Raw genomic sequence first — 21,459 nt, 5'->3', positions numbered from 1 at the left:
CCTGTTCGAACCAGCCTATTGCTACCTTGATCTTGCGCTCGATACGCCTGAAGAAGACGCGCATTATATAATTGATATCATTATATAATTTATGGGAGCGCCTTTAGGCTCAATCGTGCCGAGGGCCGCTTGCGGCCCAGTCCCGCTTCCAGAAGGACGATGTAGCCCGTCCGGAATGCAGCGCCGGCTTCCGCCGGATCGCTTTCGCTCCGACGAGGTAAACTAGGCGGATATCGCTGCCCCGTTCGCGATACTCTGGCGCGCAAATTTAATTGCGGCGGGCTGCCGTAAGTGATTGAGTTTTCAGCAACTCGACTCAACTAATGATGGAGATACTTTCGCCAGCGAGGTTACTGCCATGCTTGCCGAGAAGTTTTTTCTGGTGCTCGAGACAATCAGAAGTCACGCCTCCGATGATAAGCTGTCCAATGGTAGATCATCTCCAGTCGTGACCGGTCCCGTACCGCAGACCCCGATCAAACCGCCAAGCGAAAAGCAAACTAAGGCCGCCAACTGAGGCAGCGTTTTGCTTTTCACGAATGTGGGCGTTCGCACCATTCGAACAGCCCTGAGTCCCGCTGGTCCCGATCGATCCGGAAATTTCCGTCGTAATTTACCGCGTCATTCCATCGCCATCTTGGGCATGTCTTGCTAGTGTCATAAAATATGATGCGTGCTTCCGATGGAGTTACCATTGAACGCCCAGCAGCCAATCGTGCCCGATTCTGCTGGCGCAGCAATTGCTGTACGACCGGGTGAACAGGCGGAAATCGAACTTAAGCTGCTGGCGCCGCAAGCTATCCTCGAAAAACTGCGCGAGATTCCCGTCATCGTGCAGTATGCGCGCAATCGCGGCGTGGTCCGCCGGCTGGAGACAATTTATTACGACACGCCGGAGAGAGCGCTGTTTCAACGCGGCATGTCGCTGCGCGTGCGACGCAGCGGCAAGCATTTCATTCAGACATTGAAGCTTCTGCCCGACATCGGGCGGCCATTGGCGCGACGGCAGTGGGAAACATCGGTTGACGGCATGACTCCCGATCTGGCGCGGCTTCCTGTCGCCGAGATCGGAGATCCGGTGACGACGCTTACGCTCGATGCGCTCGTGCCGGCGTTTGCGACAAGAGTTCGCCGGCATGCACGGCAGCTCGATCTGCCTGATGCGTCAGTTGAAGTCGCCTTCGACGTGGGGACTATAGAGGTCGGTACGCGTCAAGAAGTCCTGTCCGAGATCGAGCTCGAATTGAAGAGCGGCAACGCTGGCGCGCTGTTTGATCTTGGAACGCAGTTGCTCGATGCCGCGCCGCTGCAGGTCGGCACACGGAGCAAGGCGGAACGCGGCTATGCGCTTGCGTTCGACGTCGTGCAACCGGCGGTGAAAGCCGAGCCCGTCAACATCACTGCCGAGCACGCGGTTGACGATGTCATTGCGCTGCTGGGGGGCGCCTGCTGGCATCATCTCCTGCGCAATCATGCGGTGGCAAAGGAAGGATCCGACCCCGAAGGCGTGCACCAGATGCGCATCGCTCTGCGCCGTTTGCGCACGATCTGTGCGCTGTTCCGGCGCGAGATTCCATCGCCCTCGTTCGAGGCGATCAACAGCGAAGCGAGATGGCTGATGCGACAGCTCGGCCGAACCCGCGATTGGGACGTTTTCGCCACCACGATCGTTTCTCGCGTGGCGACGACGACGCCGGAGGTCGACTTCGGCGGCTTGCGCGAGACAATCGAGCGGCAGCGCAAGTCGAGCTATGGCAGCCTGCAAGCGGTTCTCGACGATCCGCGCTACAGCCGTTTTCTGCTTTCGCTCGGGCACTGGGTCGAGCGCCGCTGCTGGCGCAACGATATCGACAGCGATGCGCTGGCTGTCCTGTCGCAGCCGATGCCGGCGCTCGCCGACAAAATTCTGGCGCGACAGCAGCGCAAGGTGCGCAAGCGTGGCACGCACTTCCGGCAGCTCGACACCGCTGCACGGCACAGTCTCAGGATCCAGCTCAAGAGGCTGCGCTATGCGGCCGAATTCTTCTTGCCACTTTACGCCGGCCACGCGCCCGCCAAGCGCTACGTGGCTCGGCTCGCCAGGCTCCAGAAGAGTCTGGGACGCGTGTGCGACATCGCAAGTATCCGCGGATTGCTCGGTTCCGTCAGGCAGGACGGTCAGGCCGCGCTTCACCTCGCCATCGGCACGGTCACCGGCTGGCAGGCCCGCGACGACATTGCGGCCGCGAAAACGCTGCGCAAGAAATGGCGGCGCTTCAAGGCGACGCCGGCATTCTGGAGCCGGTAAAGTACCTTCAGGATTGCTGGAAAGCGGCGCTATTGAACCGTGATCGGTGCCATCACTTTCTGAGCACGAAATGACGCCACTGGATTGACAGGACTATCTGTCGATAGCTCACGAGCTCCACAGGTCCGTTACGCTAGCGATAAGCCCCTTCGATCCCAGAGCGTTTAACGCGATATTGTGAACTGTCTCAGTTGGAGCACTGCAGAGTTCACCAATGACCCGGACCGAGAGGTCGTCAGCCGCGCGCGATAAGGCGGTGAAGACAACACAGTTCTGCGTCATCATTCCACAGATCAGCAGTTCGTCCGTTTTCGTTAAATGAGACGATAGTTCCGTCTCCTGGAAAGCGTCGGCGAACTGTTTGGTGACGATCGGAGCATCGGCTGCGGCAGCAAGAACGGCTGGCCGGATCGCGCTGCCTGAACCGCCTGCCGCGAATAAACCGGCGTCTGCCTTCGACACGTGTCGGACGAGGACGACGTTGTCTCCTGAAGCTCTTGCCCGCGCGATGGCGGACACGATGCGGGCCTCAATTTCATCGGGATTCCATAGTGGAAGCAGGCCACCGGGGAAATATTCGTTCTGGACGTCGATCACGAGAAGCGTGCGGGTCATAATGAGGCTCCTAAGGTTTCAGCGACCTTTAACCCGCACGCACCTGCGTCTGTCAGTGGCCCGATGGACATTTTTGGTGTAGATCGGGCCAATGCGAATTGCCGTCCTCGCCTACGATCACATCAGTCCGTTCATGCTGTCGACGCCGCTCGCAGTGTTCGGCGAGCCGTTCCTGGCCAGCAGTCATCGGATCGACGTCTGTTCGAACGACCCTCGTCTAAACACCACAGGCGGATTGACGATCGAGGCGAGCTATCCGTTAGAGGCGGCCCGCGAGGCAGATGTTGTGATCCTGCCGGGCTGGCGGAAGGTCGACGAGCCGCTGCCGTCGGATATCATCGCGGAAGTGCAAATGGCAGGCGAACGCGGGGCGATCGTCGTCGGTCTTTGCCTTGGAGCCTTTGGTCTCGCCGAAGCCGGCTTACTCCATGGACGCCGCGCGACAACGCACTGGGCTCAAGCGAAAACGTTTGCGCTACGTTATCCCACAGTCGATGTCGATGCCGGCGCGCTCTTTATCGACGAAGGGCAAATATTGACCTCGGCAGGTATTGCATCCGGGCTGGACTGCTGTCTGCATCTGCTCGCCCGCATGTCCGGACTCGGCGAAGCCAACCGCGTCGCCCGTCACCTCGTCCTTGCGCCGCAACGCTCGGGCCAGCAACCGCAGGTGCTTGAGCGGCCGGCGATCGGATCGTCCTCCGATCGGCGCGTCACCGAAATTCTGGAAGGGCTGCGCGCAGATCCGACCCGGACGCCGTCGCTCGACGAACTGGCGGAGCGTGCCGGCATGAGCCGCCGAAGCCTGTCGCGTCATATCCGCTCGCGGATCGGCGGCAGCCTTGGACAATGGCTGAAACAGGTGCGTCTGTCGCGCGCCCAGGAGATGCTGACATCCGGCGTACATGGCATGGAAGATGTCGCCCTTCGCAGCGGATTTCCAGATGCGCACGCATTGCGGTCAGCATTTCGTGCCGAGCTCGGGCTTACGCCGACGCAATGGATGGCGCGGCAGAAAGTCGGTTGATCGCGGACCAATCGATCTGGAGCTGGCTATCGCAAGAGCTCCGTCATTCTAGAGCCTCAATGACACGCAGCTAGTTTTCGCCTCTCAATGAGAGCGGCAACATCTCGATCGTTTTCGATAACGTTCATTCGCCGAAATGAAATTCTTGTTCTTGCTGAACGAAGATCGCACTCAATCGCTGATCGCGACGTCGGTCTCTCAAAGAAGCGATAGTTCTTTCTTCACCCCGGGCCATTGCGGCGTGTTTGTCCTCCGCTTGGAGCAATATCTGAAATTGCCAGAGCGAATGTTGTGGGCAAACATTCACGACAGCTTCTGACGCCTTGCGGGCGCATCTCGATTTGCAGCGGAGACATGAAATGAGCGACAACGCGCCTCGCGTCGATGCACGCATAGCGGACGGCGTCGAGCTCGATGCCGACGTGCTGGTGCTCGGCGGCGGCCCGGCCGGCACTTGGGCGGCAATCAGCGCTGCCGGCGAAGGCGCGCGCGTCGTGCTCGTCGACAAGGGTTTTTGCGGGACCTCCGGCGCCACAGCGCCATCCGGCACCGGCGTCTGGTATATCGATCCAACACCCGACAAGCGCGAGGCCGCCATGGCCAATCGCGAGAAGATGGGCGGCTATCTGCAGGATCGCCGCTGGATGTCCCGCGTCCTCGATCGCACCTACGACCAGAGCAACAGGCTCGCGGAATGGGGCTATCCCTACCCGACCGATGACAGCGGCCGATCTCAGCGCAACTCGCTGCAGGGGCCGGAATATATGCGGCTGATGCGCAAGCGCACCAAGGCCGCAGGTGTCACGATCCTGGATCACAGTCCAGCGCTGGAATTGCTGGTCGATGAAGCCGGCGCCGTCGCTGGCGCCGCCGGCCTGCAGCGCCAGAGTGGAAAGCCATGGCGCGTGCGCGCTGGTGCCGTCGTCATCGCAACGGGTGGCTGCGCCTTCCTCAGCAAGACGCTGGGCTCCAACGTTCTCACCGGTGACGGATATCTGATGGCCGCCGAACTCGGCGCCGAGCTGACCAGCATGGAGTTCTCCAATCCCTATGCGATATCGAGCGCATTCGGATCGGTGACCAAAACGCTGTTCTTCGGCTGGGGCACCTTCACCTATGAGGATGGGACGCCGGTGCCGGGTGCTGCGTCGAAGGGTGGCCGCTCGGCCATCGCGCGCGCATTGCTGCAGGGTCCCGTCTATGCGCAGCTCGACAAGGCCGATGCCGACATTCAGGAGGCCATGCGCGCTTCGCAGCCGAACTTCTTCCTGCCTTATGACCGCACGGGACTCGATCCTTTCACCCAGCGCTTTCCGGTCACGCTGCGTCTCGAAGGCACGATCCGCGGCACCGGCGGCCTGCGCATCGTCGATGACAGCTGCGCCACCACCGTGCCCGGCCTCTATGCCGCCGGCGATGCCGCGACGCGCGAGCTCATTTGCGGCGGCTTCACTGGAGGCGGCAGCCACAATGCGGCCTGGGCCATGTCATCGGGCTACTGGTCGGGCCAGGGCGCGGCACGTTACGTCAAGGGCACGCGCCGCATCCGCCGGAACGCAACGGGCGCCGGCACCGTGGGCCTGCAGGAAAGCACGCGCCCGACATTGAACGGCGCGGCGCTTGCCACAGCCGTGCAGAACGAGGTCTTCCCGTATGAGATCAACTATTTCCGCGAAGCTGGTCGCCTGACTGCATCGCTCGCGCGCCTGGACACACTCTGGCACGACGCCACCAAGGCAGGCGCTGTGTCGGGCATCGACGCGGTCCGCGCGCGCGAAAGCGCCGCTATGCTGGCGACGGCACGCTGGATGTATCGCAGCGCGCTGGCGCGCAAGGAAACCCGTGGCATGCATCGGCGAGACGACTTCCCCGCGCAGGATCCGTCGCAGCGCCATTACATCACCACCGGCGGCCTCGATGAGGTCTGGACAGCTACCCGTCCGCACGCCGAAGCATCTCTTGCGGAGGCTGCCGAATGATCGAGGTCATCGATTCCGAAACTTGCACTTCCTGCAATATCTGCGTCCGTGTCTGCCCGACAAATGTGTTCGACAAGACCGAAGGCGTGCCCGTCATCGCCCGGCAGGACGATTGCCAGACCTGCTTCATGTGCGAACTGTATTGCCCTGAGGACTCGCTCTACGTCTCACCCTTCGCGGATGTATCAGTCAGCCTCGAAGCCGCGGAGCTCAAGCAGACCGACGCACTCGGCAGTTATCGACGCGCCATCGGCTGGACCAAGGAAACACGGGATCAGCGCGGCATCGATCACAGCTATCGGCTATTTGGCCACTGACAATACCCGATGGTGTCGGACGCATTGCGCGTCCCGGAGCTTCGCATGAACGTCAGATCCGTGGCCGTCGACCGTGTCGTCGATCGCTTTCCCGCCGTTCGCCGCATCTGGACGGCGCGCGCGGTCGGCCATCGGCTGCTGCCACTCGCGATTCCACTGATCGTCCTCATCGCATGGCAATGCGCGGCATCGCTGCGGCTTCTGCCGGTGCAGATCCTGCCGCCGCCGCTACTGGTGGCGACCACGGCCATCGACCTGATCCGCGGCGGCGAGATCGTCGACGGGCTTCGCGTCAGCCTGTGGCGGATCGGAATCGGCTTCGCCATCGGCGCCGGCAGCGGCTTCGTCTTCGGCGCGCTGCTCGGCCTGTCGCGCACCGTCGAGGCCTATTGCGGACTGACCTTCAGACTGCTCGCGCAGATTCCGTCGCTCGGCTGGCTGCCGATCCTGCTGCTGATCTTTGGTCTCGATGAGACGCTCAAATTCGTTCTCATCGCCAAGGCCAGTTTCGTCCCGACCGTCATTGCCACGTCCGAAAGCGTCAAGCAGATCCCTGCCCCGTTTCGCGAGGTCGCGCGCGTGTTGCAGCTGCCGGCACGATCCTATCTGCGACGCCTCGTCCTGCCCGCAACCATTCCCGGCATTTTCAGCGGCCTGCGCACCGCATTGAGCCATGCATGGATCGCGCTCATCGTCGTCGAGATGCTCGCCGCCACCGAGGGCGTCGGATACACGATGGTGTGGGGACGCACCCTGTTCCAGATCGACATCGTCATCGTCGGCATGGCGGTGATCGGTCTGATCGGCCTCGCCATGGATACCGGCCTTGCGCGCATCGAGCAGCGACTGCAGCGTTGGGAGCCGCGTTCATGACCGGCGTGGCGCCATCCGAAATTCTGCCAGAACGAACAGCGCAGACCGGCGCATTGCCGTGGTCGCGCGGTCTGGTCTTGCCGTTCGCCCTCGCGCTCGTCTGGGGCTGGTCGGTACATGTCGGCTGGCTGTCAGGTCCGCTCGCCATTCAGCCCGAGCGAATCCTGCTCGCTCCGTTCGACGATGCGGCCGGCCGCGAGATCTGGCGAGCCATCGCTGCCAGCGTGCTGCGTTACGCTGTCGGGACGGGCATCGGCATCCTGCTCGGCCTCGCGCTTGGCGCTGCGATGGGCCTCTCCTCCACTGTCGAGCGCGCTAGTGGCCGCTCTTTCCATGCGCTGCGCCAGATCACGCTGTTCGCCTGGATTCCGCTGCTCACCGCCTGGTTCGGCAACGGCGAGGCCAGCAAGATCGTCTATATCGCGCTGTCCGCCTTCTTCCCGGTCGCGCTGAACACCGCCACCGGCCTGCGCAACGTGCCTATATCCTATCGCGAAGTGTCGCGCGTGCTCGGCCTGTCGCGCCGGCAGGAGATCCGCCGTGTGCTGCTTCCCGCCGCCCTTCCGGCCATCACCATCGGCATCGAGATCGCGCTGATCAGCGCCTGGATCGGCACCGTCGGCGCGGAATACGCGATCGGCAACGGGCGCGGCATCGGCACCTTCGTTTCCGAAGGGCGTGAACAGTTTCGCATGGACATTGTCATCATCGGTGTCATCGCGCTCGCGGCCACCGGCTATCTGGCGACACGTGTGTGTCGTCGGTTGTCGTCGCTGGCCTTGATGCGCGCTTCAGGCCTGACGTGATGGAAACCGCATGACAGAATTCACCGAACTTGCGATCCGGCATGTCACCAAGACCTATGTGGTCGACGAGATGCCCCTACCCGTGCTGCAGGATGTGTCGCTGTCCGTGCTGCCCGGCGAATTCGTCAGCATCGTCGGCGCCTCCGGCTGCGGCAAGTCCACGTTGCTGCGTCTCATCGTCGGGCTCGACGACCTCTATCGCGGCGAGATCCTGCTCGGCGGCACGCAGGTGAGCGGCCCCGGCGCCGATCGGGGAATCGTGTTTCAGGATCACCGGCTGTTTCCGTGGTTGACGCTGACCGAGAATGTCGCGCTCGCCCTCGATGCCTTTCCGTTGCCGGCGGAAGAAAAAGCGCGGCGCGTCCGCGACTCCATCGCGTTGGTAGGTCTGTCCGGCTTCGAGCGGGCACGCCCTGCGCAGTTATCTGGGGGAATGGCGCAGCGCGCGGCGATTGCGCGCGCGCTGGTTCGGCGGCCTGCAATCTTGTTGCTGGACGAACCGCTTGGCGCTCTCGACTCGCTGAACCGCACGCGGCTTCAGGACGCGCTGCTGGACATCTGGGAGGCGCAGCGGACCACCGTGATCATGGTGACCCACGATGTCGAGGAAGCGGTCTATCTCTCCACCCGCATCGTGGTGATGGAGCCGCGCCCCGGCCGCATCCGCAGCATTTTCCCGGTCGAACTGGCGGCGCGCGACCGCGCCGCGCCCGATTTCGTCGCGCTCAAGCAGCGCGTTCTCGCCGATCTCCGACACTGAAACCAGGAGCAACCATCATGGATGAGATCACGCGACGCAGTTTTACCGCGGGCGCCGCCGCGCTACTGGCAGCCGGCACGACTGCCCGCGCCGCCACCGACAATCCCGACACGATCCGCTTCGGCGCCTTCGGTGCCGGCTTCGGACAGCCTTACGGTGTGGCGACCTTCGGCGTCGCCCAGGCCAAGGACTTCATCGCCAACGAATTCAAGGACACGCCGGTCAAGCTGGAATGGACCTATCTCGCGGGCACGGGCCCTGCGGTCAATGAAGGCATCGCCAACGGACGGATCGATTTCGCTCAGTACGGCGCATTGCCGAACGTGATCGGCCGCGCCAACGGTCTGCCCACCCGCGTGCTCTTGAATTACGGTCCCACCACAATCTTCGGCGCCGCGCGCAAGGGACTGCCGATCCATTCGATCCAGGATCTGAAGGGGCGCAAGGTCACCTTCCAGAAGGGGACCATCCTGCATTGGGCATTCCTGCGCGCGGCGCAGGTAAACGGTCTATCGGCCAAGGACCTGACCATCGTCGATCTCAAGACTGCCGATCAACTCGCTGCGCTGGCCGCAGGCAGCGTCGATGCCAGCATCGGTTCGAGCTCGGTGCTGTCGCTGCGCGAGAAGGGCATCGTCGATATCTTCTATACGTCGAAGGACATCGGCCCGAAGGCCATCGGCTTCGGCGGAATTCTTGTTACTGATCAGTTCCGCGAGAAATATCCCGACGCCACGCGCCGGGTCGTCACAGGCCTTCTCAAGGCGGTCGCGTGGATCGGCGACGAAGCCAATCGCGACGAGGCGTTGCGCATCTGGTCGAAATCCGGCACGCCCTACGAGGCCCTGCACGAGGAGTTCCGCGGCCAGTCGCTGAAGGAAGCGTTCAATCCGCTCGTTGACGAATTCCTGCTGGCCCAATTCCAGGATGTCGTCGATTTCTCCAAGTCCGAAAAGCTGATCCGCAGCGATATCGACGTGAAGGAATGGGTGCTTGCGGCGCCAATTCACGAGGCACTTGCCAGTCTCAAGCTCGAGAAATTCTGGATGCCGCGACATGCCGATGGATCGCCGAAAGCATAAGGCAACGATTCAGGTTGTCCGGATCGTACTGGCTGGGAGATTGTGATGATCGATTTTCCGCTCAAGCGACGCTATGAGCGCTGTCCCGTCGATCTCGACGAAGCGGACACACGGGCGGCATTCGCCGCCTGCGACGCCATTCCATTGGCGATGCGGGCGCGCGCGCAGACCTTGCGCTCGCTGGACCGCTGTGTCCGGCTGCGTCGAACGCTGCGGACACAGCGCCCGGATCGTCCGCAACTGCGCTGCGCCCTCAAGGCCGAGCAACGCGTGCTGGCCCTGATCCGTCAATGGGCGGACGGCCAACGCGTGCATTGAAGTGAAAGGCCTCCTCGCAATAGTCGACGGGCGCATCGTCCATGATGCACGCTGACGCCGTAAAGCGAGTATAGTCCGTCGCATGACCGACGCTCCCCGCTCCATCATCCGCCTCTCGCATAACGAGAGCCCGTTCGGCCCTTCGCCGCACGCGCTTCATGTCATCGAGGAGAACCTCACCCATCTCGACCGCTATGTCGGCGCCGAGCTGGACCAGCTGACTGCCGCCATCGCCGCGCATGAACGTATCGCGCCGGAGCAGATCGTGCTCGGCGAAATCCTCGACGTGCTCGGACTGTATCTCTCCGCCCAAGGCGGTCCCGGCGGCGAGTTCATATATTCGGAGCCGGGCTACACCGCGCTAATCGATGCCGTCGCGCCGGCCGGCGGCAAGATCATCGCCGTGCCGCTGAATGATCGGCTCGAAAACAACCTTCCGGCCATCGCCAGCGCAGTAAATGCGCGAACCCGTGCCGTCTATCTCGTCAACCCGCACAATCCGAGCGGCACTGTGAGTCCGGCCGAGGAATTCATCGCATTCGTCCGCGATCTATCGAACCGCGCGCTGGTGATCGTCGACGAAGCCTATCTCGACTACACGCCAGATCCGGAACGGCGCACCGTAGCTGGCCTCGTGCGTGACGGCCATCAGGTCGTCGTATTCAGGACCTTCGCCAAGATCCACGGCCTCGCCGGTCTCGCCATCGGCTATGTGCTGGCGCCTGCCGAGCTCGCCCGATCGCTCAGGCAGATCGGCATTGGCGCGTTTCATGGCCTCAACCGCCTCGGCCTCGTCGCCGCTCAGGCAAGTCTGGCCGATCGCGAACATATCACCGCAGTGCGCACCGCGGTTGCCGCCGAGCGCGAGAGTTGGCACGCGTTGTTTCGCGCGAACGGCATTTCCTTCTCTGCAGCGCAGGGCAATTTCGTGTTCTTCGATGCCGGCCGGCGACAAGGTGATGTGACTGCAGCCCTTGCGGCGCGGGACATCGCGATCAAGCAATCCTATCCCGCGCTGCCGACCTGGCTGCGGATATCGATCGGCCTGCCCGATGACAATGTATTGGCGCGCCAGATCGTCGCCGACAGCCTACGCTGATCACCCACAATGGCACCGAACGCCGGCAGGCGTATTTCAAAAGAAGTACGGCCACCAGCGCGCGCATCAAAGCGTGCGGAGGAAGGCGACGACAGCGACGCTGCATCCGGATAAAGCGGATGCACCGCTTCCGCGGCATTCCGCGCCCACACCTCACCGCCGCCGATCTGGCGGGCAGGCGTCGATCTGCTCTCTGAGAGAATGCTTTCGCAATATCTTTGTTCTCGAAAACTGCGCACGATAGGCGCCGCAGTTCGAATATCGCTTCGCAGCTCTATTCGGCAATTAATTGCTGCAAGGCGGATGTCGCGACGCCTACCCATTGTCTTGTCAAGCACACAAGGGGATGAGGCATGGCAATCCAAAGCGCTTCTGGTCAAGCGAATGTATCGGATGCAACGAGCGGCGCCGACGTCGCATTTCTTTCCGCCGTCGAACTTGTTGAGCTTTACCGTCAGCGAAAACTGTCACCTGTCGAAGTCACACGCGCAATTCTCGATCGCATTCAACGGCTGGAGCCGAAAATCAATGCATTTGCCTTGCTTGACGCAGACACTGCACTCGCATCCGCTGAAAGATCTGAACAACGTTGGCACCGCGGTGAACCTGCGGGTCTGATCGACGGCGTTCCAGTTGCGCTGAAAGACCTGATCCTGGCGAAGGGTTGGCCAACGCTGCGCGGCAGCCGCGCGGTCGATCCGAACCAGGAATGGAACGAAGATTCACCGGCGACCGCGCGCCTGCGCGAGCACGGCGCCGTCGTGCTCGGCAAGACCACCACATCCGAATTCGGCTGGAAGGGGCTCGGCGACAGCCCGCTGACCGGCATTACCCGCAATCCCTGGAATACGGCGCACACACCGGGCGGCAGCAGCGGCGGCTCGGGTGCGGCGGCGGCGATTGGCTTCGGCCCGCTGCATGTGGCAACCGATGGCGGTGGCTCGACGCGGCTTCCCGCTGCACATAGCGGCGCCTTCGGCTTCAAGCAGACATTCGGCCGCGTGCCGGTCTATCCGCCGTCGCAGAACGGTACGTTGTTTCACGTCACCCCACTCACCCGCTCGGTGCGCGATGCCGCGCTGCTGCTCGACGTCATCGCGCGGCCCGACCTGCGTGACTGGAATGCACTGCCTCCGCAGGACGTGGCGTGGCAGAGCGGGCTTGAGGACGGCGTCAAGGGTTTGCGCATCGCTTATAGCCCCGCCCTCGGCTACGCGACGGTCGATCCCGAAGTCGCAGCCATCGTCGAGAAAGCAGTAAAGGTATTCGTTGATCTCGGCGCCATCGTCGAGCAGGTCGACCCCGGCATCGAGGATCCGCTGCCCATCTTCCTGACTTTCTGGCAGGCCGGCGCCGCGAAACTGGTGGACAGCTTCGCGCCGGAACGGCGCAATCTCAGCGAGGCCGGCCTGCTGGCCGCAGCCGAACAGGGCCGCGCGATCGACGTCGTGTCCTACGTGAAGGCCATCGATCAGCGTGAGGCGCTGGGTCGGCACTTCAGTCGCTTCCATCAGTCCTGGGATCTGCTGATCACGCCGTCCACGGCATTTCCTGCTTCAGCCATCGATGCATCGCAGGCCGATCTTGCCGCGCGGCCAATTCGCTCGCCCTTCACCTATCCATTCAATCTGACGCAGCAGCCGGCGGCATCGATTCCGGCCGGACTGACCGCGGCGGGCCTGCCGGTCGGCCTGCAACTGATCGGTGCGAAATTTGATGATGCGAAGGTCCTGCGCGCAGCGCGGGCCTTCGAGATCGCGCGGCCCTTCGCAACACCGAAGGATCCCACGTGACCTACCTTGCATCTGAAATCGAACTCGATCTGCCGAAGCTTTCAGCCGCCTATGCGGATGGATCGCTGACACCTTCGCGAGTGGTGGAGTCGATCCTCGATACGATCACAGCGCGCGGCGATGATGGCGTCTGGATCGGGCATGTCGGACGCGACGCGATTTTCGCCCGTGCGCGCGAGCTCGAAGCGCAATCGTCAGCCGAACGCGCGGCCGCATCGCTCTGGGGCGTGCCTTTCAGCGTGAAGGACTGCATCGACGTCGCCGGGCTTCCTACGACATCAGCCTGCCCCGGCTATTCCTATGTCCCTACCCGGCATAGTCCTGCGGTCGCGCGGCTGCTGGCGGCCGGGGCGATCCTGATCGGCAAGACCAATATGGATCAGTTCGCTACCGGGCTCGTGGGCGTCCGCTCGCCCTATGGCGTGGCACGCAACCCGTTCGATGCCGACTACATTCCGGGCGGATCGAGTTCGGGTGCCGCCGTCTCGGTCGCGGCCGGCCTCGTCAGCCTGGCGCTCGGCACCGACACCGGCGGTTCAGGCCGCGTGCCCGCCGCGCTCACCAACGTGGTCGGTCTCAAGCCGACGCGCGGCCTCATCAGCGGTGTCGGCACGGTGCCGGCCTGTCGCTCCATCGAAACGATCTCGGTGTTCGCGCTCACCGTCGCCGACGCGCAGGCTGGCTTCGACGTCATCCGCGCGCATGATCCCGAAGACCCGTTCGCGCGGCCGCTGACGCTACGCGAAGCGGACGCATGGCCGTCGTTCCGCTTCGGCGTGCCCGCGGCGCCCTGGCTAGAGTTCTTCGGCGACACAGCGGCGGCCGCACTATTCGATGCCGCCGTCGCGCGCCTCACGGCGATCGGCGGCGTGCGCGTCGAGATCGACTTCGCGCCGTTTCGCGAAATCAACGACATGCTGTTCCTCGGTCCATGGCTCGCTGATCGCTACGGCGCGCTGAAACCGTTCCTTGACCGCAACATCGACGCCGTGCTGCCAGTCACTCGCGACATTCTGCTGGGCGGTACGCAAATCACGGGCGCGCAGGTCTTTGCAGGTCAGCAGCGTCTCGCCGAACTGAAGCAGAAGATCGACGCCGGGTGGCGCGACATCGACGTTCTCTTCGTGCCGACGACGCCCACCACCTACAGGATCGGCGAGATTGCAGCCGATCCCATCGCCCTCAATGCCCGTATCGGCACCTACACCACATTCGTCAATCTGGCCGATCTCGCTGCGGTTGCAGTGCCCTCGGGCTTCCTGCCGAACGGCCTGCCGCAAGGCGTGACGCTGATCGGCCCGGCTTTGTCCGACCGCAGCCTCGCACGGCTGGCCGGCCGGTATCACCAGCATTCCGGACTGCCGCTCGGTACGCGCGGTCTTGGCATCGCGCCCCCCATACTCAATAAGGAGCTTGTGACGTGACGAATTCAGAACGGTTTTTCGGCCATGCCAGGCGATTGGCCCGCACCGCGTTGGTGCTGGGCGCGGCATTCGTCGCCTCGGCTGCGACGGCGCGCGCGGAGGATGTGACGATCGGCGCCGGCCTCTCCATGGGTTGGGGCCAGTTCTTCGTCGCCGATCAGGCCAAGACCTGGGACAAGCAGGGCCTCACGCCCAAGACCACGATCTTCGCCAGCGGCCGCCTCGCACTCGACGCTCTGGTCGGCGGCGGCGTGGTGGTGGCGACCGCAGCCGAAACGCCGGTGCTGTTCGCGAATCTCAACGGCCTGCCGGTGCGCATCATCGCCACGCTGAATCGCCAGGAATCCTTCGACCTTGTCGCCGTCAAGGACATCAAGACGATCAAGGATATCAAGGGACACAAGATCGGCTATTCGCAGGGCACCAACGCGCATTACTACCTGTCGAAGCTGCTGAAGGAAGCGAACCTGACTTTCGCGGATATCACGGCCGTCAGCCTCAACCCCGGCGATTTCGTCACCAGCCTGTCGAACGGTGCGGTCGATGCATTCATCTGGACCGAGCCACATATTTCGCTGGCGCTCAGGCAGGGCGGCGACAAGTTCCATGCGATCCGCTCGCCCGGACTCTATGTCGGGTTCTCCACCGTGATCGCGCTGCAATCGACCATCGACAAGAATCCCGACCTACTCGTGAAGGTGCTGAAGTCGCTGATCGATGCCAACGACCTCATCAAGAAGGATCCGAATGCCGCAGCAGCGCTGATCGCCGAGCGCATCAAGGTCGATCCGGAGATCGTCCGCAACTTCCTGCCGCGCACCCGCTTCAATATCGATCTCGAACGCGCGGATCTCGTTGCCGAACTGCAGACGCAGGCGAAATGGGCGATCGACAACAAGCTGGTGCGGCCGGACGTCAAGGTGCCGGATTTCAACACCGTCGTGGTCGGCTCGCTGCTCGACAAGGCGCATGAGAAATAGAAACGGCGTTACCGGAGTCTTCGCATGAATGTGAGAGTGGACGTTTCCACGGCATCCGCGGTCCAGCGACCGCTGATCGCCTGTCACGATCTCGGACATGTCTATGACTCCGGGCGCGGCCGCACGGTCGCGCTCGACCAGGTGTCGCTGACCATCCAGCCCGGCGAATTCGTCTGCGTCCTCGGCCCGAGCGGTTGCGGCAAGACCACGCTGCTCAATATCCTCGCCGGGTTCGTGCAACCGTCGCATGGCGAGGTGCTGATCAACGACCATGCGATCGCCGGGCCGAGCCCCGAGCGCGGCGTCGTGTTCCAGGACTACTCGCTGTTTCCATGGTTGACCGCGAAGGCCAATGTGGGTTTCGGCCTGCGCATGGCCGGGCGCGCGGCCGCGGAGCGCGAGGCCGTCGCCAGCGATCTGCTCCGCCAGGTCGGGTTGCCGGAGGCCGGCGACAAATATCCGTTCGAACTGTCCGGCGGCATGAAGCAGAGGGTGGCGATCGCCCGCGCGCTGGCGACCCGGCCGGCGCTGCTGTTGATGGACGAGCCGTTTGCCGCGCTGGATGCCATGACCAGGGCTTCACTGCAGACAAGGCTGATCGACCTGCAGCAGCAGAGCGCGCAGACGATCCTGTTCGTCACGCACAATATCGCCGAAGCGCTGGTGCTCGGCACCCGGCTGATCGTGATGTCACCGAATCCCGGCCGCGTGATCGAGGATATCGCCGTCGATCTCGAACGGCCGCGACGGCGCACCTCGCCGGCATTCAACGAACTCTACGACCATGTGGCCCGCGCCATCGGTCTCGATACGGCAGAATAGACGATGGCATTCAAGCTGAAGCGAAACACCGTCGCAGGCGCGTTCGGCACCGTCGGCTTCTTCGCGATCTGGGAGGCGATCAGCCGCAGCGGCCTCGTCAACAACATCATGCTGCCCGCGCCAACCACCATCGTGCTGTCGGGCTGGGAGCTGCTGGCATCCGGCGAATTGCTACGCCATCTCGGCGCCAGCCTGTGGCGCTCGCTGCTCGGTTTCGTTGTCGGCTCGGTCCTCGCTATTGCAGTCGGCGTCGCGATGGCGCAACTGCCGCTGCTGAACGCAACCATCAATCCTCTCGTGCAGATGTTTCGCGCCATTCCTGCACTGGCCTTCGTGCCGCTTGCGATCTTCTGGTTTGGCATCGGCGAACTGTCCAAGGTTTTCCTGATCGCCTGGGGTGTGTTCTTCCCTGTCTGGGTCAATACCTATCTCGGGGTACGCGACACCAATCCACTGCTCGGTCGCGCCGCGGCGAGCCTCGGGGCGCGCGGCTGGCGCAAATTCGCCTTTGTCGTTATTCCCGGTGCCCTGCCCTTCATCATCGCCGGCCTGCGCGTCAGTCTGTCGGTCGCGCTGGTGCTGCTGGTCGCCTCCGAACTCGCCGGCGCAGCATTCGGCGTCGGCTATCTCATCCAGATGTCGCAGCAGGTGTTTCGCGTCGACTACATGTTCGTTGGCCTGATCGTACTCGGCATCATGGGTGTGGTTGCCGACTTTCTGTTCGAAGGCGCCGTACGCCGCCTGTTGCCCTGGTATGGCGCTGAGAAGTCGCTGCGTGGAGCGGCCGGGAACAGGAAAGAGCGCAAACTGGCGGAACCAGCCGCCTGATTTGGGCACACCGCGCGGAAAGCAATTTATTGCAAGCCGCGCCGGCGACCGACGGTTACAGATCGATGCGAAGCTGGAGATTGCACATGCAACCGACCGAAGTCGCATTGATCGAAGACCACACCGTTCTCGCCGTCACCTGGGACGACGGCGAAACCAGTCGGCTGGATGCGGTGACCCTGCGCCTGGCCAGCCGGGCGGCGAGCGAGATCCGCCGTCAGGCCGAGGGGGTAGCGTTAACGCTGCCGCCGGCGCTTCGCGTGCAAGGCGTCGAGCCGATCGGCAACTATGCGCTGCGGCTATTCTTCTCCGACGGGCACGATCGCGGCATCTATCCGTGGGTGTATCTGCGCGAACTCGCCGGCCAAGCAGCGTAAGGAACAGGCGATGGATGAGATCAAGCAAGGCCTGTCGGAAATCGAATGCGACGTGCTGGTGATCGGCGGCGGCACCGCCGGCCCGATGGCGGCTTACAAGGCCAAGCGCCGCAATCCCAAAGCGCGCGTGGTGCTGCTCGAAAAGGCCAATGTAAAACGGTCAGGCGCCATTGCCATGGGAATGGACGGGCTCAACAATGCCGTAGTGCCGGGCTTTGCGACGCCGGAGCAGTACACCAAGGAAATCACCATCGCCAATGATGGCATCTGCGATCAGGCGCCCGTCTACAAATATGCTTCGCGTTGCTTCGACGTCATCCAGGAATTGGACAGTTTCGGCATCAAGTTCCAGAAGACCGAGAATGGCGATTTCGACGTCAAGAAGGTTCACCATCTCGGCTCCTATGTGCTGCCGATGCCGAATGGCGAGACGGTCAAGAAGGCGCTGTATCGCCAACTGCGCCGCGAAAAGGTACTGATCTCCAACCGCTACATGGCGACGCGGCTGTTGACGGCGAAGGACGGCCGCATTGCCGGCGTCATCGCCGTCAATACGCGCAGCGCGGAATTCCTAGTGCTACGCGCCAAGACCGTAATCCTCTGCACCGGCGCCGCCGGCCGTCTCGGCCTGCCGCAGTCCGGCTATCTCTGGGGCACCTACGAGAATGCGACCAATTCGGGCGACGGCTATGCGATGGCCTACCATGCCGGCGCAGGGCTCGCGAATATCGAATGCTACCAGATCAATCCGCTGATCAAGGACTACAACGGGCCGGCCTGCGCCTATGTGGCCGGTCCGTTCGGCGCCTATACGGCGAACAGCGAGGGCAACCGCTTCATCGAATGCGACTACTGGTCCGGCCAGATGATGCAGGAATTCTACAACGAGCTGCAGTCTGGCAAGGGGCCGGTGTTCCTCAAGCTCAATCATCTGCACAGTGACACCGTCGGCCAGATCGAGGCGGTGCTGCACAAGGTCGAGCGGCCCTCGCGCGGACGCTTCCACGAAAATCGCGGCACGAATTATCGCGAGAAGATGATCGAGATGCATATCTCGGAGATCGGCCTGTGTTCGGGCCATAGCGCCTCGGGCGTGTTCGTCGACGAATTCGCCCGTACCACCGTCACGGGTCTTTATTCGGCGGGCGACATGGCAAGCGTGCCGCACAACTACATGCTCGGTGCCTTCACCAATGGCGCGGTGGCCGGCGAACATGCGGTGGATTTCGCCGCCGAGGTCGACCTCCCCGATTATAACCGTGACGATGTGGTGCGCGAGCAGGAACGCGTGCTGGCGCCGACGCGGCGTGACGACGGCATTCCGCCGAACCAGCTCGAATACAAAGCACGCCGCCTCGTGAACGATTATCTGCAGCCGCCGAAGGTCACTGCCAAGATGCAGATCGGCCAGGCGCGTCTCGCCGAAGTGCGCGACGATCTCGACAATGCGATGATGGTGCGCGATTCGCACGAGCTGATGCGCGCGCTGGAAGTGTCGTCGATCCTCGACTGCGCCGACATGGCAGCTTACGCCTCCTTGTTCCGCACCGAAAGTCGCTGGGGCCTCTATCACAACCGCGTTGATTATCCCGAGAAGAACGACGAGGACTGGTTCTGCCACAGCATCCTCAGCAAGCGCGACGGGCGCATGACTGCCGAGAAGCGTGCCGTCGAGCCCTATCTCGTCCCGATCGATGAGAGCGAACGCGACGCCTATGATCGCCAGCGCATACGCCAGCACGCCTGATACGGAGCCGCCATGCCCATTGCCTATGCACCCACCACCGTGCCCGTCGTCGTGGACGATGCCAAATGCATCGCCGACAAGGGCTGCACGGTCTGCGTCGATGTCTGTCCGCTGGACGTGCTGCGGATCAGCGACCTCACCGGCAAGGCCTATATGAAGTATGACGAGTGCTGGTACTGCATGCCATGCGAGACCGATTGCCCGACCGGGGCGGTGACCGTCAACATTCCCTATCTGTTGCGCTGACATGTCCGCATTCGAATCCTTCAGCGACGTCGCCGAGATCGCAGAAAATCTGCGGAGTCCTGATGCCTCGGTACGCCGCCTCACGGTGATCGAGATCGCCGAGACGGCAAGTGACGAGGCCGTGCCGCATCTGGTCGCGGCCATCAGCGACACGGCACCCGAGGTCAGGCTGCAGGCGGCGCGTGCGCTCGGCGAGTTTGATGGGCTTTCGGTCGCGCAGGCGCTGGTGCGCGGCGTGACGGATGCGGACCGTGACGTCGCATCGGCCGCCGCAGAGAGCCTCGCCGAACTGCGCGATACCGCGGCCGATGCAGCCCTGCTGCCGCTGGTGTCGCACCAGTCAGCCTTTGTTCGCGAAGCTATATTTCGAGCACTGAAGGAGCTGCGGAGTGCGATCGCCCTTGGCCCGGCTATCTCGGCACTGCAGGACGCCGATGCTGCCGTGCGCGTGCAGGCAGTCGGCGTCATCGCCTATCTCAAGAGCAACGAGACCCTGCCGTCGCTGATCAGTGCGGCGCGTGATGCCGATGCGCAGGTGCGGCTCGCTGCGGTCAACGCGCTGTCCTTTGCCCGCAATGCGGTTGCTGCGCAGGCGGCTTCGGCCGCGCTGGCCGACGACGCCTGGCAGGTGCGCGCCGCCGCGGCGGAAACGCTCGGCCGGATTGGCGAGACTTCGGCTGCCGCGGCCGTGAGAGGCGCGCTCGGTGACACGTTCTGGCAGGTGCGCCAGAAGGCGCTGCAATGCCTCGGCAAGCTGAAGGCGCGGGATGCAGTCCCAGCCATTCTCGGCATTCTGGATGATCCCCTACCCTCGTTGCGCAAAGAAGCAGCTGCGGCTCTGGGCGACATCGGCGATATCAGCGCGCAGGCATCGCTCGCTGCGCATGCCGCCGATCCCGATCCGGACGTGCGCAAGACCGTCGCCTGGGCGCTCGGCCGATTGCTTGAGCGCTAATCCTTCAGCAGGATCTGTTCAAGCTGGTCGAGGCGGTGGATACGGATAACGCCGCCATCGATGGAGACGATGCGCTTGGCGTGGAACCGCTTCAGCATCATCGTGACCCATTGCCGGGTCGAGCCTACCATCGCCGCGATCTGATCGTGCGTCACCTTGCGGTTGATGACGATCGCGTCACCATCGGCCACGCCATAGAGCTCCGAGAGGTTCAGGATGTATTGCGCGAGGCGTTCGATCACCGAGCGCGTGCCCAGCATCTGCGCCATGGACGAATAGCATTTGCCCTTGGCGACCAGCCCGTCGATCAGCGCTAACGCGAAAGTGGGCATGCGCAGCAACAACGCCTGCAGTGTGGCGCTGGAGAGATGCGTGATATCGCAATCCTCAATGGCGACGCCGGACCACATATGGGTGCCGCCGCCCGAAATCGACGGACCACCGATGAAGTGGCCAGGCGTCCAATAAGCCAGGGTGATCTCGCGTCCGGTCGGCGCGGTGTAGAACACACGCACCTGGCCGCGTTCGATGATAAAAATTCCCTGATGATGCGCGCCCTGGCTGAAGATCGCCTCGCCTTGCCGCACCGTGAACTGGCGTCCGCTCTCGCGGATCTGCGCGCGCTCCTCCACCGTGAGGCGGTCGAGAAAATAGGCGCCATCGTTCAGGTCGTCGATCGTCTCGCTCATGAACAGCGCCGACAGATCGCTCTGCCGCACAGCCGGCGCGGTTGTGATCGAGCGACCGGATGCAACGCCCGCGGATGACGGTGACGTCCGGCATGCGTGCCCGCCACGCAAGGTCACGGCGGTTGCGGGAAGATACGCCTCACGAGAGTCCGAAAGCGCTTTCAGGCTGGTCATCGCATTTTCACTTGTGCTGAAGGTCTTGAAGCGAGGCTAATGGTGCGGCGCAGAGGAAGTCCACTCTTTTGAGCATCTCCAGATCGACTTGAAACGCCTGATGCGCGGATCGACGAAGCACGAGAGAATTCGTCTGTAATGCATCGAACTCCTGCAAGATAATTTTCGGTGCCCCTCCCAGACGCAACGCCGCGTCATGTTCGCTCGCCCGTGACGCCGGCACGCTCGCAACTAATTGCTTCAGTGGCATCGTGCACCGGT

The 21,459-nt window shown here is 63.0% G+C and carries 22 protein-coding genes; 19 read left to right on the top strand and 3 right to left on the bottom strand.

Annotated elements, in window-relative coordinates; translation table 11 throughout:
- The first annotated feature begins 715 nt into the window (after window positions 1–715).
- A complete protein-coding gene (locus tag AB8A50_RS28655) occupies window positions 716–2,287 on the top strand; it encodes a CYTH and CHAD domain-containing protein (RefSeq protein ID WP_439079719.1) in 1,572 nt (523 codons plus the stop codon).
- A gap of 108 nt (window positions 2,288–2,395) precedes the next feature.
- Here the strand turns inward: AB8A50_RS28655 and AB8A50_RS28650 are convergent, their stop codons facing one another.
- Window positions 2,396–2,902, bottom strand: a complete 507-nt coding sequence (locus AB8A50_RS28650) for an isochorismatase family protein (protein ID WP_439079718.1) — start codon at window positions 2,900–2,902, stop codon at window positions 2,396–2,398.
- A 91-nt stretch (window positions 2,903–2,993) separates the two neighbouring features.
- Between AB8A50_RS28650 and AB8A50_RS28645 the strand changes: the two genes are divergently transcribed.
- From AB8A50_RS28645 to AB8A50_RS28560, 18 genes are all read left to right on the top strand, one after another.
- On the top strand, window positions 2,994–3,929 hold the full coding sequence (locus tag AB8A50_RS28645; protein WP_439079717.1) for a GlxA family transcriptional regulator: 936 nt from the start codon (window positions 2,994–2,996) through the stop codon (window positions 3,927–3,929).
- Window positions 3,930–4,288: 359 nt separating this feature from the next.
- Window positions 4,289–5,908: an FAD-binding protein gene (locus AB8A50_RS28640; protein WP_439079716.1), complete on the top strand. Its 1,620-nt coding sequence runs from the start codon at window positions 4,289–4,291 to the stop codon at window positions 5,906–5,908.
- Window positions 5,905–6,225: a 4Fe-4S binding protein gene (locus AB8A50_RS28635; RefSeq protein ID WP_439079715.1), complete on the top strand. Its 321-nt coding sequence runs from the start codon at window positions 5,905–5,907 to the stop codon at window positions 6,223–6,225. The genes AB8A50_RS28640 and AB8A50_RS28635 overlap by 4 nt, the downstream gene beginning before the upstream one ends.
- 45 nt (window positions 6,226–6,270) lie before the next feature.
- Entirely contained in the window at window positions 6,271–7,098 is an 828-nt protein-coding gene (locus tag AB8A50_RS28630) for an ABC transporter permease (protein ID WP_439079714.1), read from the top strand.
- Window positions 7,095–7,904, top strand: a complete 810-nt coding sequence (locus AB8A50_RS28625; protein ID WP_439079713.1) for an ABC transporter permease — start codon at window positions 7,095–7,097, stop codon at window positions 7,902–7,904. The genes AB8A50_RS28630 and AB8A50_RS28625 overlap by 4 nt, the downstream gene beginning before the upstream one ends.
- Before the next feature lie 10 nt (window positions 7,905–7,914).
- A complete protein-coding gene (locus AB8A50_RS28620; protein WP_439079712.1) occupies window positions 7,915–8,664 on the top strand; it encodes an ABC transporter ATP-binding protein in 750 nt (249 codons plus the stop codon).
- A gap of 17 nt (window positions 8,665–8,681) precedes the next feature.
- Entirely contained in the window at window positions 8,682–9,746 is a 1,065-nt protein-coding gene (locus AB8A50_RS28615) for an ABC transporter substrate-binding protein (protein WP_439079711.1), read from the top strand.
- Window positions 9,747–9,791: 45 nt separating this feature from the next.
- Window positions 9,792–10,064, top strand: a complete 273-nt coding sequence (locus tag AB8A50_RS28610) for a hypothetical protein (protein ID WP_439079710.1) — start codon at window positions 9,792–9,794, stop codon at window positions 10,062–10,064.
- An 82-nt stretch (window positions 10,065–10,146) separates the two neighbouring features.
- Window positions 10,147–11,163: a pyridoxal phosphate-dependent aminotransferase gene (locus AB8A50_RS28605; RefSeq protein WP_439079709.1), complete on the top strand. Its 1,017-nt coding sequence runs from the start codon at window positions 10,147–10,149 to the stop codon at window positions 11,161–11,163.
- A gap of 353 nt (window positions 11,164–11,516) precedes the next feature.
- Window positions 11,517–12,956, top strand: coding sequence for an amidase (locus AB8A50_RS28600; protein WP_439079708.1), 1,440 nt, complete (start codon window positions 11,517–11,519; stop codon window positions 12,954–12,956).
- A complete protein-coding gene (gene atzF / locus AB8A50_RS28595; RefSeq protein ID WP_439079707.1) occupies window positions 12,953–14,380 on the top strand; it encodes an allophanate hydrolase in 1,428 nt (475 codons plus the stop codon). Before AB8A50_RS28600 ends, atzF begins: the two co-directional genes overlap by 4 nt.
- Complete coding sequence (locus AB8A50_RS28590; protein WP_439079706.1) at window positions 14,377–15,360, top strand: ABC transporter substrate-binding protein; 984 nt, start codon at window positions 14,377–14,379, stop codon at window positions 15,358–15,360. Before atzF ends, AB8A50_RS28590 begins: the two co-directional genes overlap by 4 nt.
- A gap of 24 nt (window positions 15,361–15,384) precedes the next feature.
- Window positions 15,385–16,182, top strand: coding sequence for an ABC transporter ATP-binding protein (locus AB8A50_RS28585; protein ID WP_439079705.1), 798 nt, complete (start codon window positions 15,385–15,387; stop codon window positions 16,180–16,182).
- Between the two features lie 3 nt (window positions 16,183–16,185).
- The gene (locus AB8A50_RS28580) at window positions 16,186–17,010 is read left to right on the top strand and encodes an ABC transporter permease (RefSeq protein ID WP_439079704.1); all 825 of its coding nucleotides are present in this window, start codon (window positions 16,186–16,188) and stop codon (window positions 17,008–17,010) included.
- Window positions 17,011–17,096: 86 nt separating this feature from the next.
- Window positions 17,097–17,387 carry a gamma-butyrobetaine hydroxylase-like domain-containing protein gene (locus AB8A50_RS28575; protein ID WP_439079703.1) on the top strand — a complete coding sequence of 97 codons (291 nt, stop codon included), beginning with the start codon at window positions 17,097–17,099 and terminating at the stop codon, window positions 17,385–17,387.
- 10 nt (window positions 17,388–17,397) lie between these two features.
- Window positions 17,398–19,134, top strand: a complete 1,737-nt coding sequence (locus tag AB8A50_RS28570; RefSeq protein WP_439079702.1) for a fumarate reductase/succinate dehydrogenase flavoprotein subunit — start codon at window positions 17,398–17,400, stop codon at window positions 19,132–19,134.
- Window positions 19,135–19,146: 12 nt separating this feature from the next.
- Window positions 19,147–19,380: a 4Fe-4S dicluster domain-containing protein gene (locus AB8A50_RS28565; protein WP_184517127.1), complete on the top strand. Its 234-nt coding sequence runs from the start codon at window positions 19,147–19,149 to the stop codon at window positions 19,378–19,380.
- A gap of 1 nt (window position 19,381) precedes the next feature.
- Complete coding sequence (locus AB8A50_RS28560; protein ID WP_439079701.1) at window positions 19,382–20,335, top strand: HEAT repeat domain-containing protein; 954 nt, start codon at window positions 19,382–19,384, stop codon at window positions 20,333–20,335.
- On the opposite strand, the gene AB8A50_RS28555 is transcribed toward AB8A50_RS28560, so the two are convergent.
- Complete coding sequence (locus AB8A50_RS28555; RefSeq protein WP_439079700.1) at window positions 20,332–21,198, bottom strand: Crp/Fnr family transcriptional regulator; 867 nt, start codon at window positions 21,196–21,198, stop codon at window positions 20,332–20,334. The two genes, AB8A50_RS28560 and AB8A50_RS28555, sit on opposite strands and share 4 nt — an antisense overlap.
- Before the next feature lie 7 nt (window positions 21,199–21,205).
- Complete coding sequence (locus AB8A50_RS28550; protein WP_439079699.1) at window positions 21,206–21,448, bottom strand: hypothetical protein; 243 nt, start codon at window positions 21,446–21,448, stop codon at window positions 21,206–21,208.
- Between the last annotated feature and the right edge of the window lie 11 nt (window positions 21,449–21,459).

Source organism: Tardiphaga sp. 841_E9_N1_2 (genome assembly GCF_051811065.1).
Classification (GTDB): domain Bacteria; phylum Pseudomonadota; class Alphaproteobacteria; order Rhizobiales; family Xanthobacteraceae; genus Tardiphaga; species Tardiphaga robiniae.
Note: the sequence above shows the minus strand (reverse complement) of the source record. Positions and strands in the feature narration are given on the sequence as shown.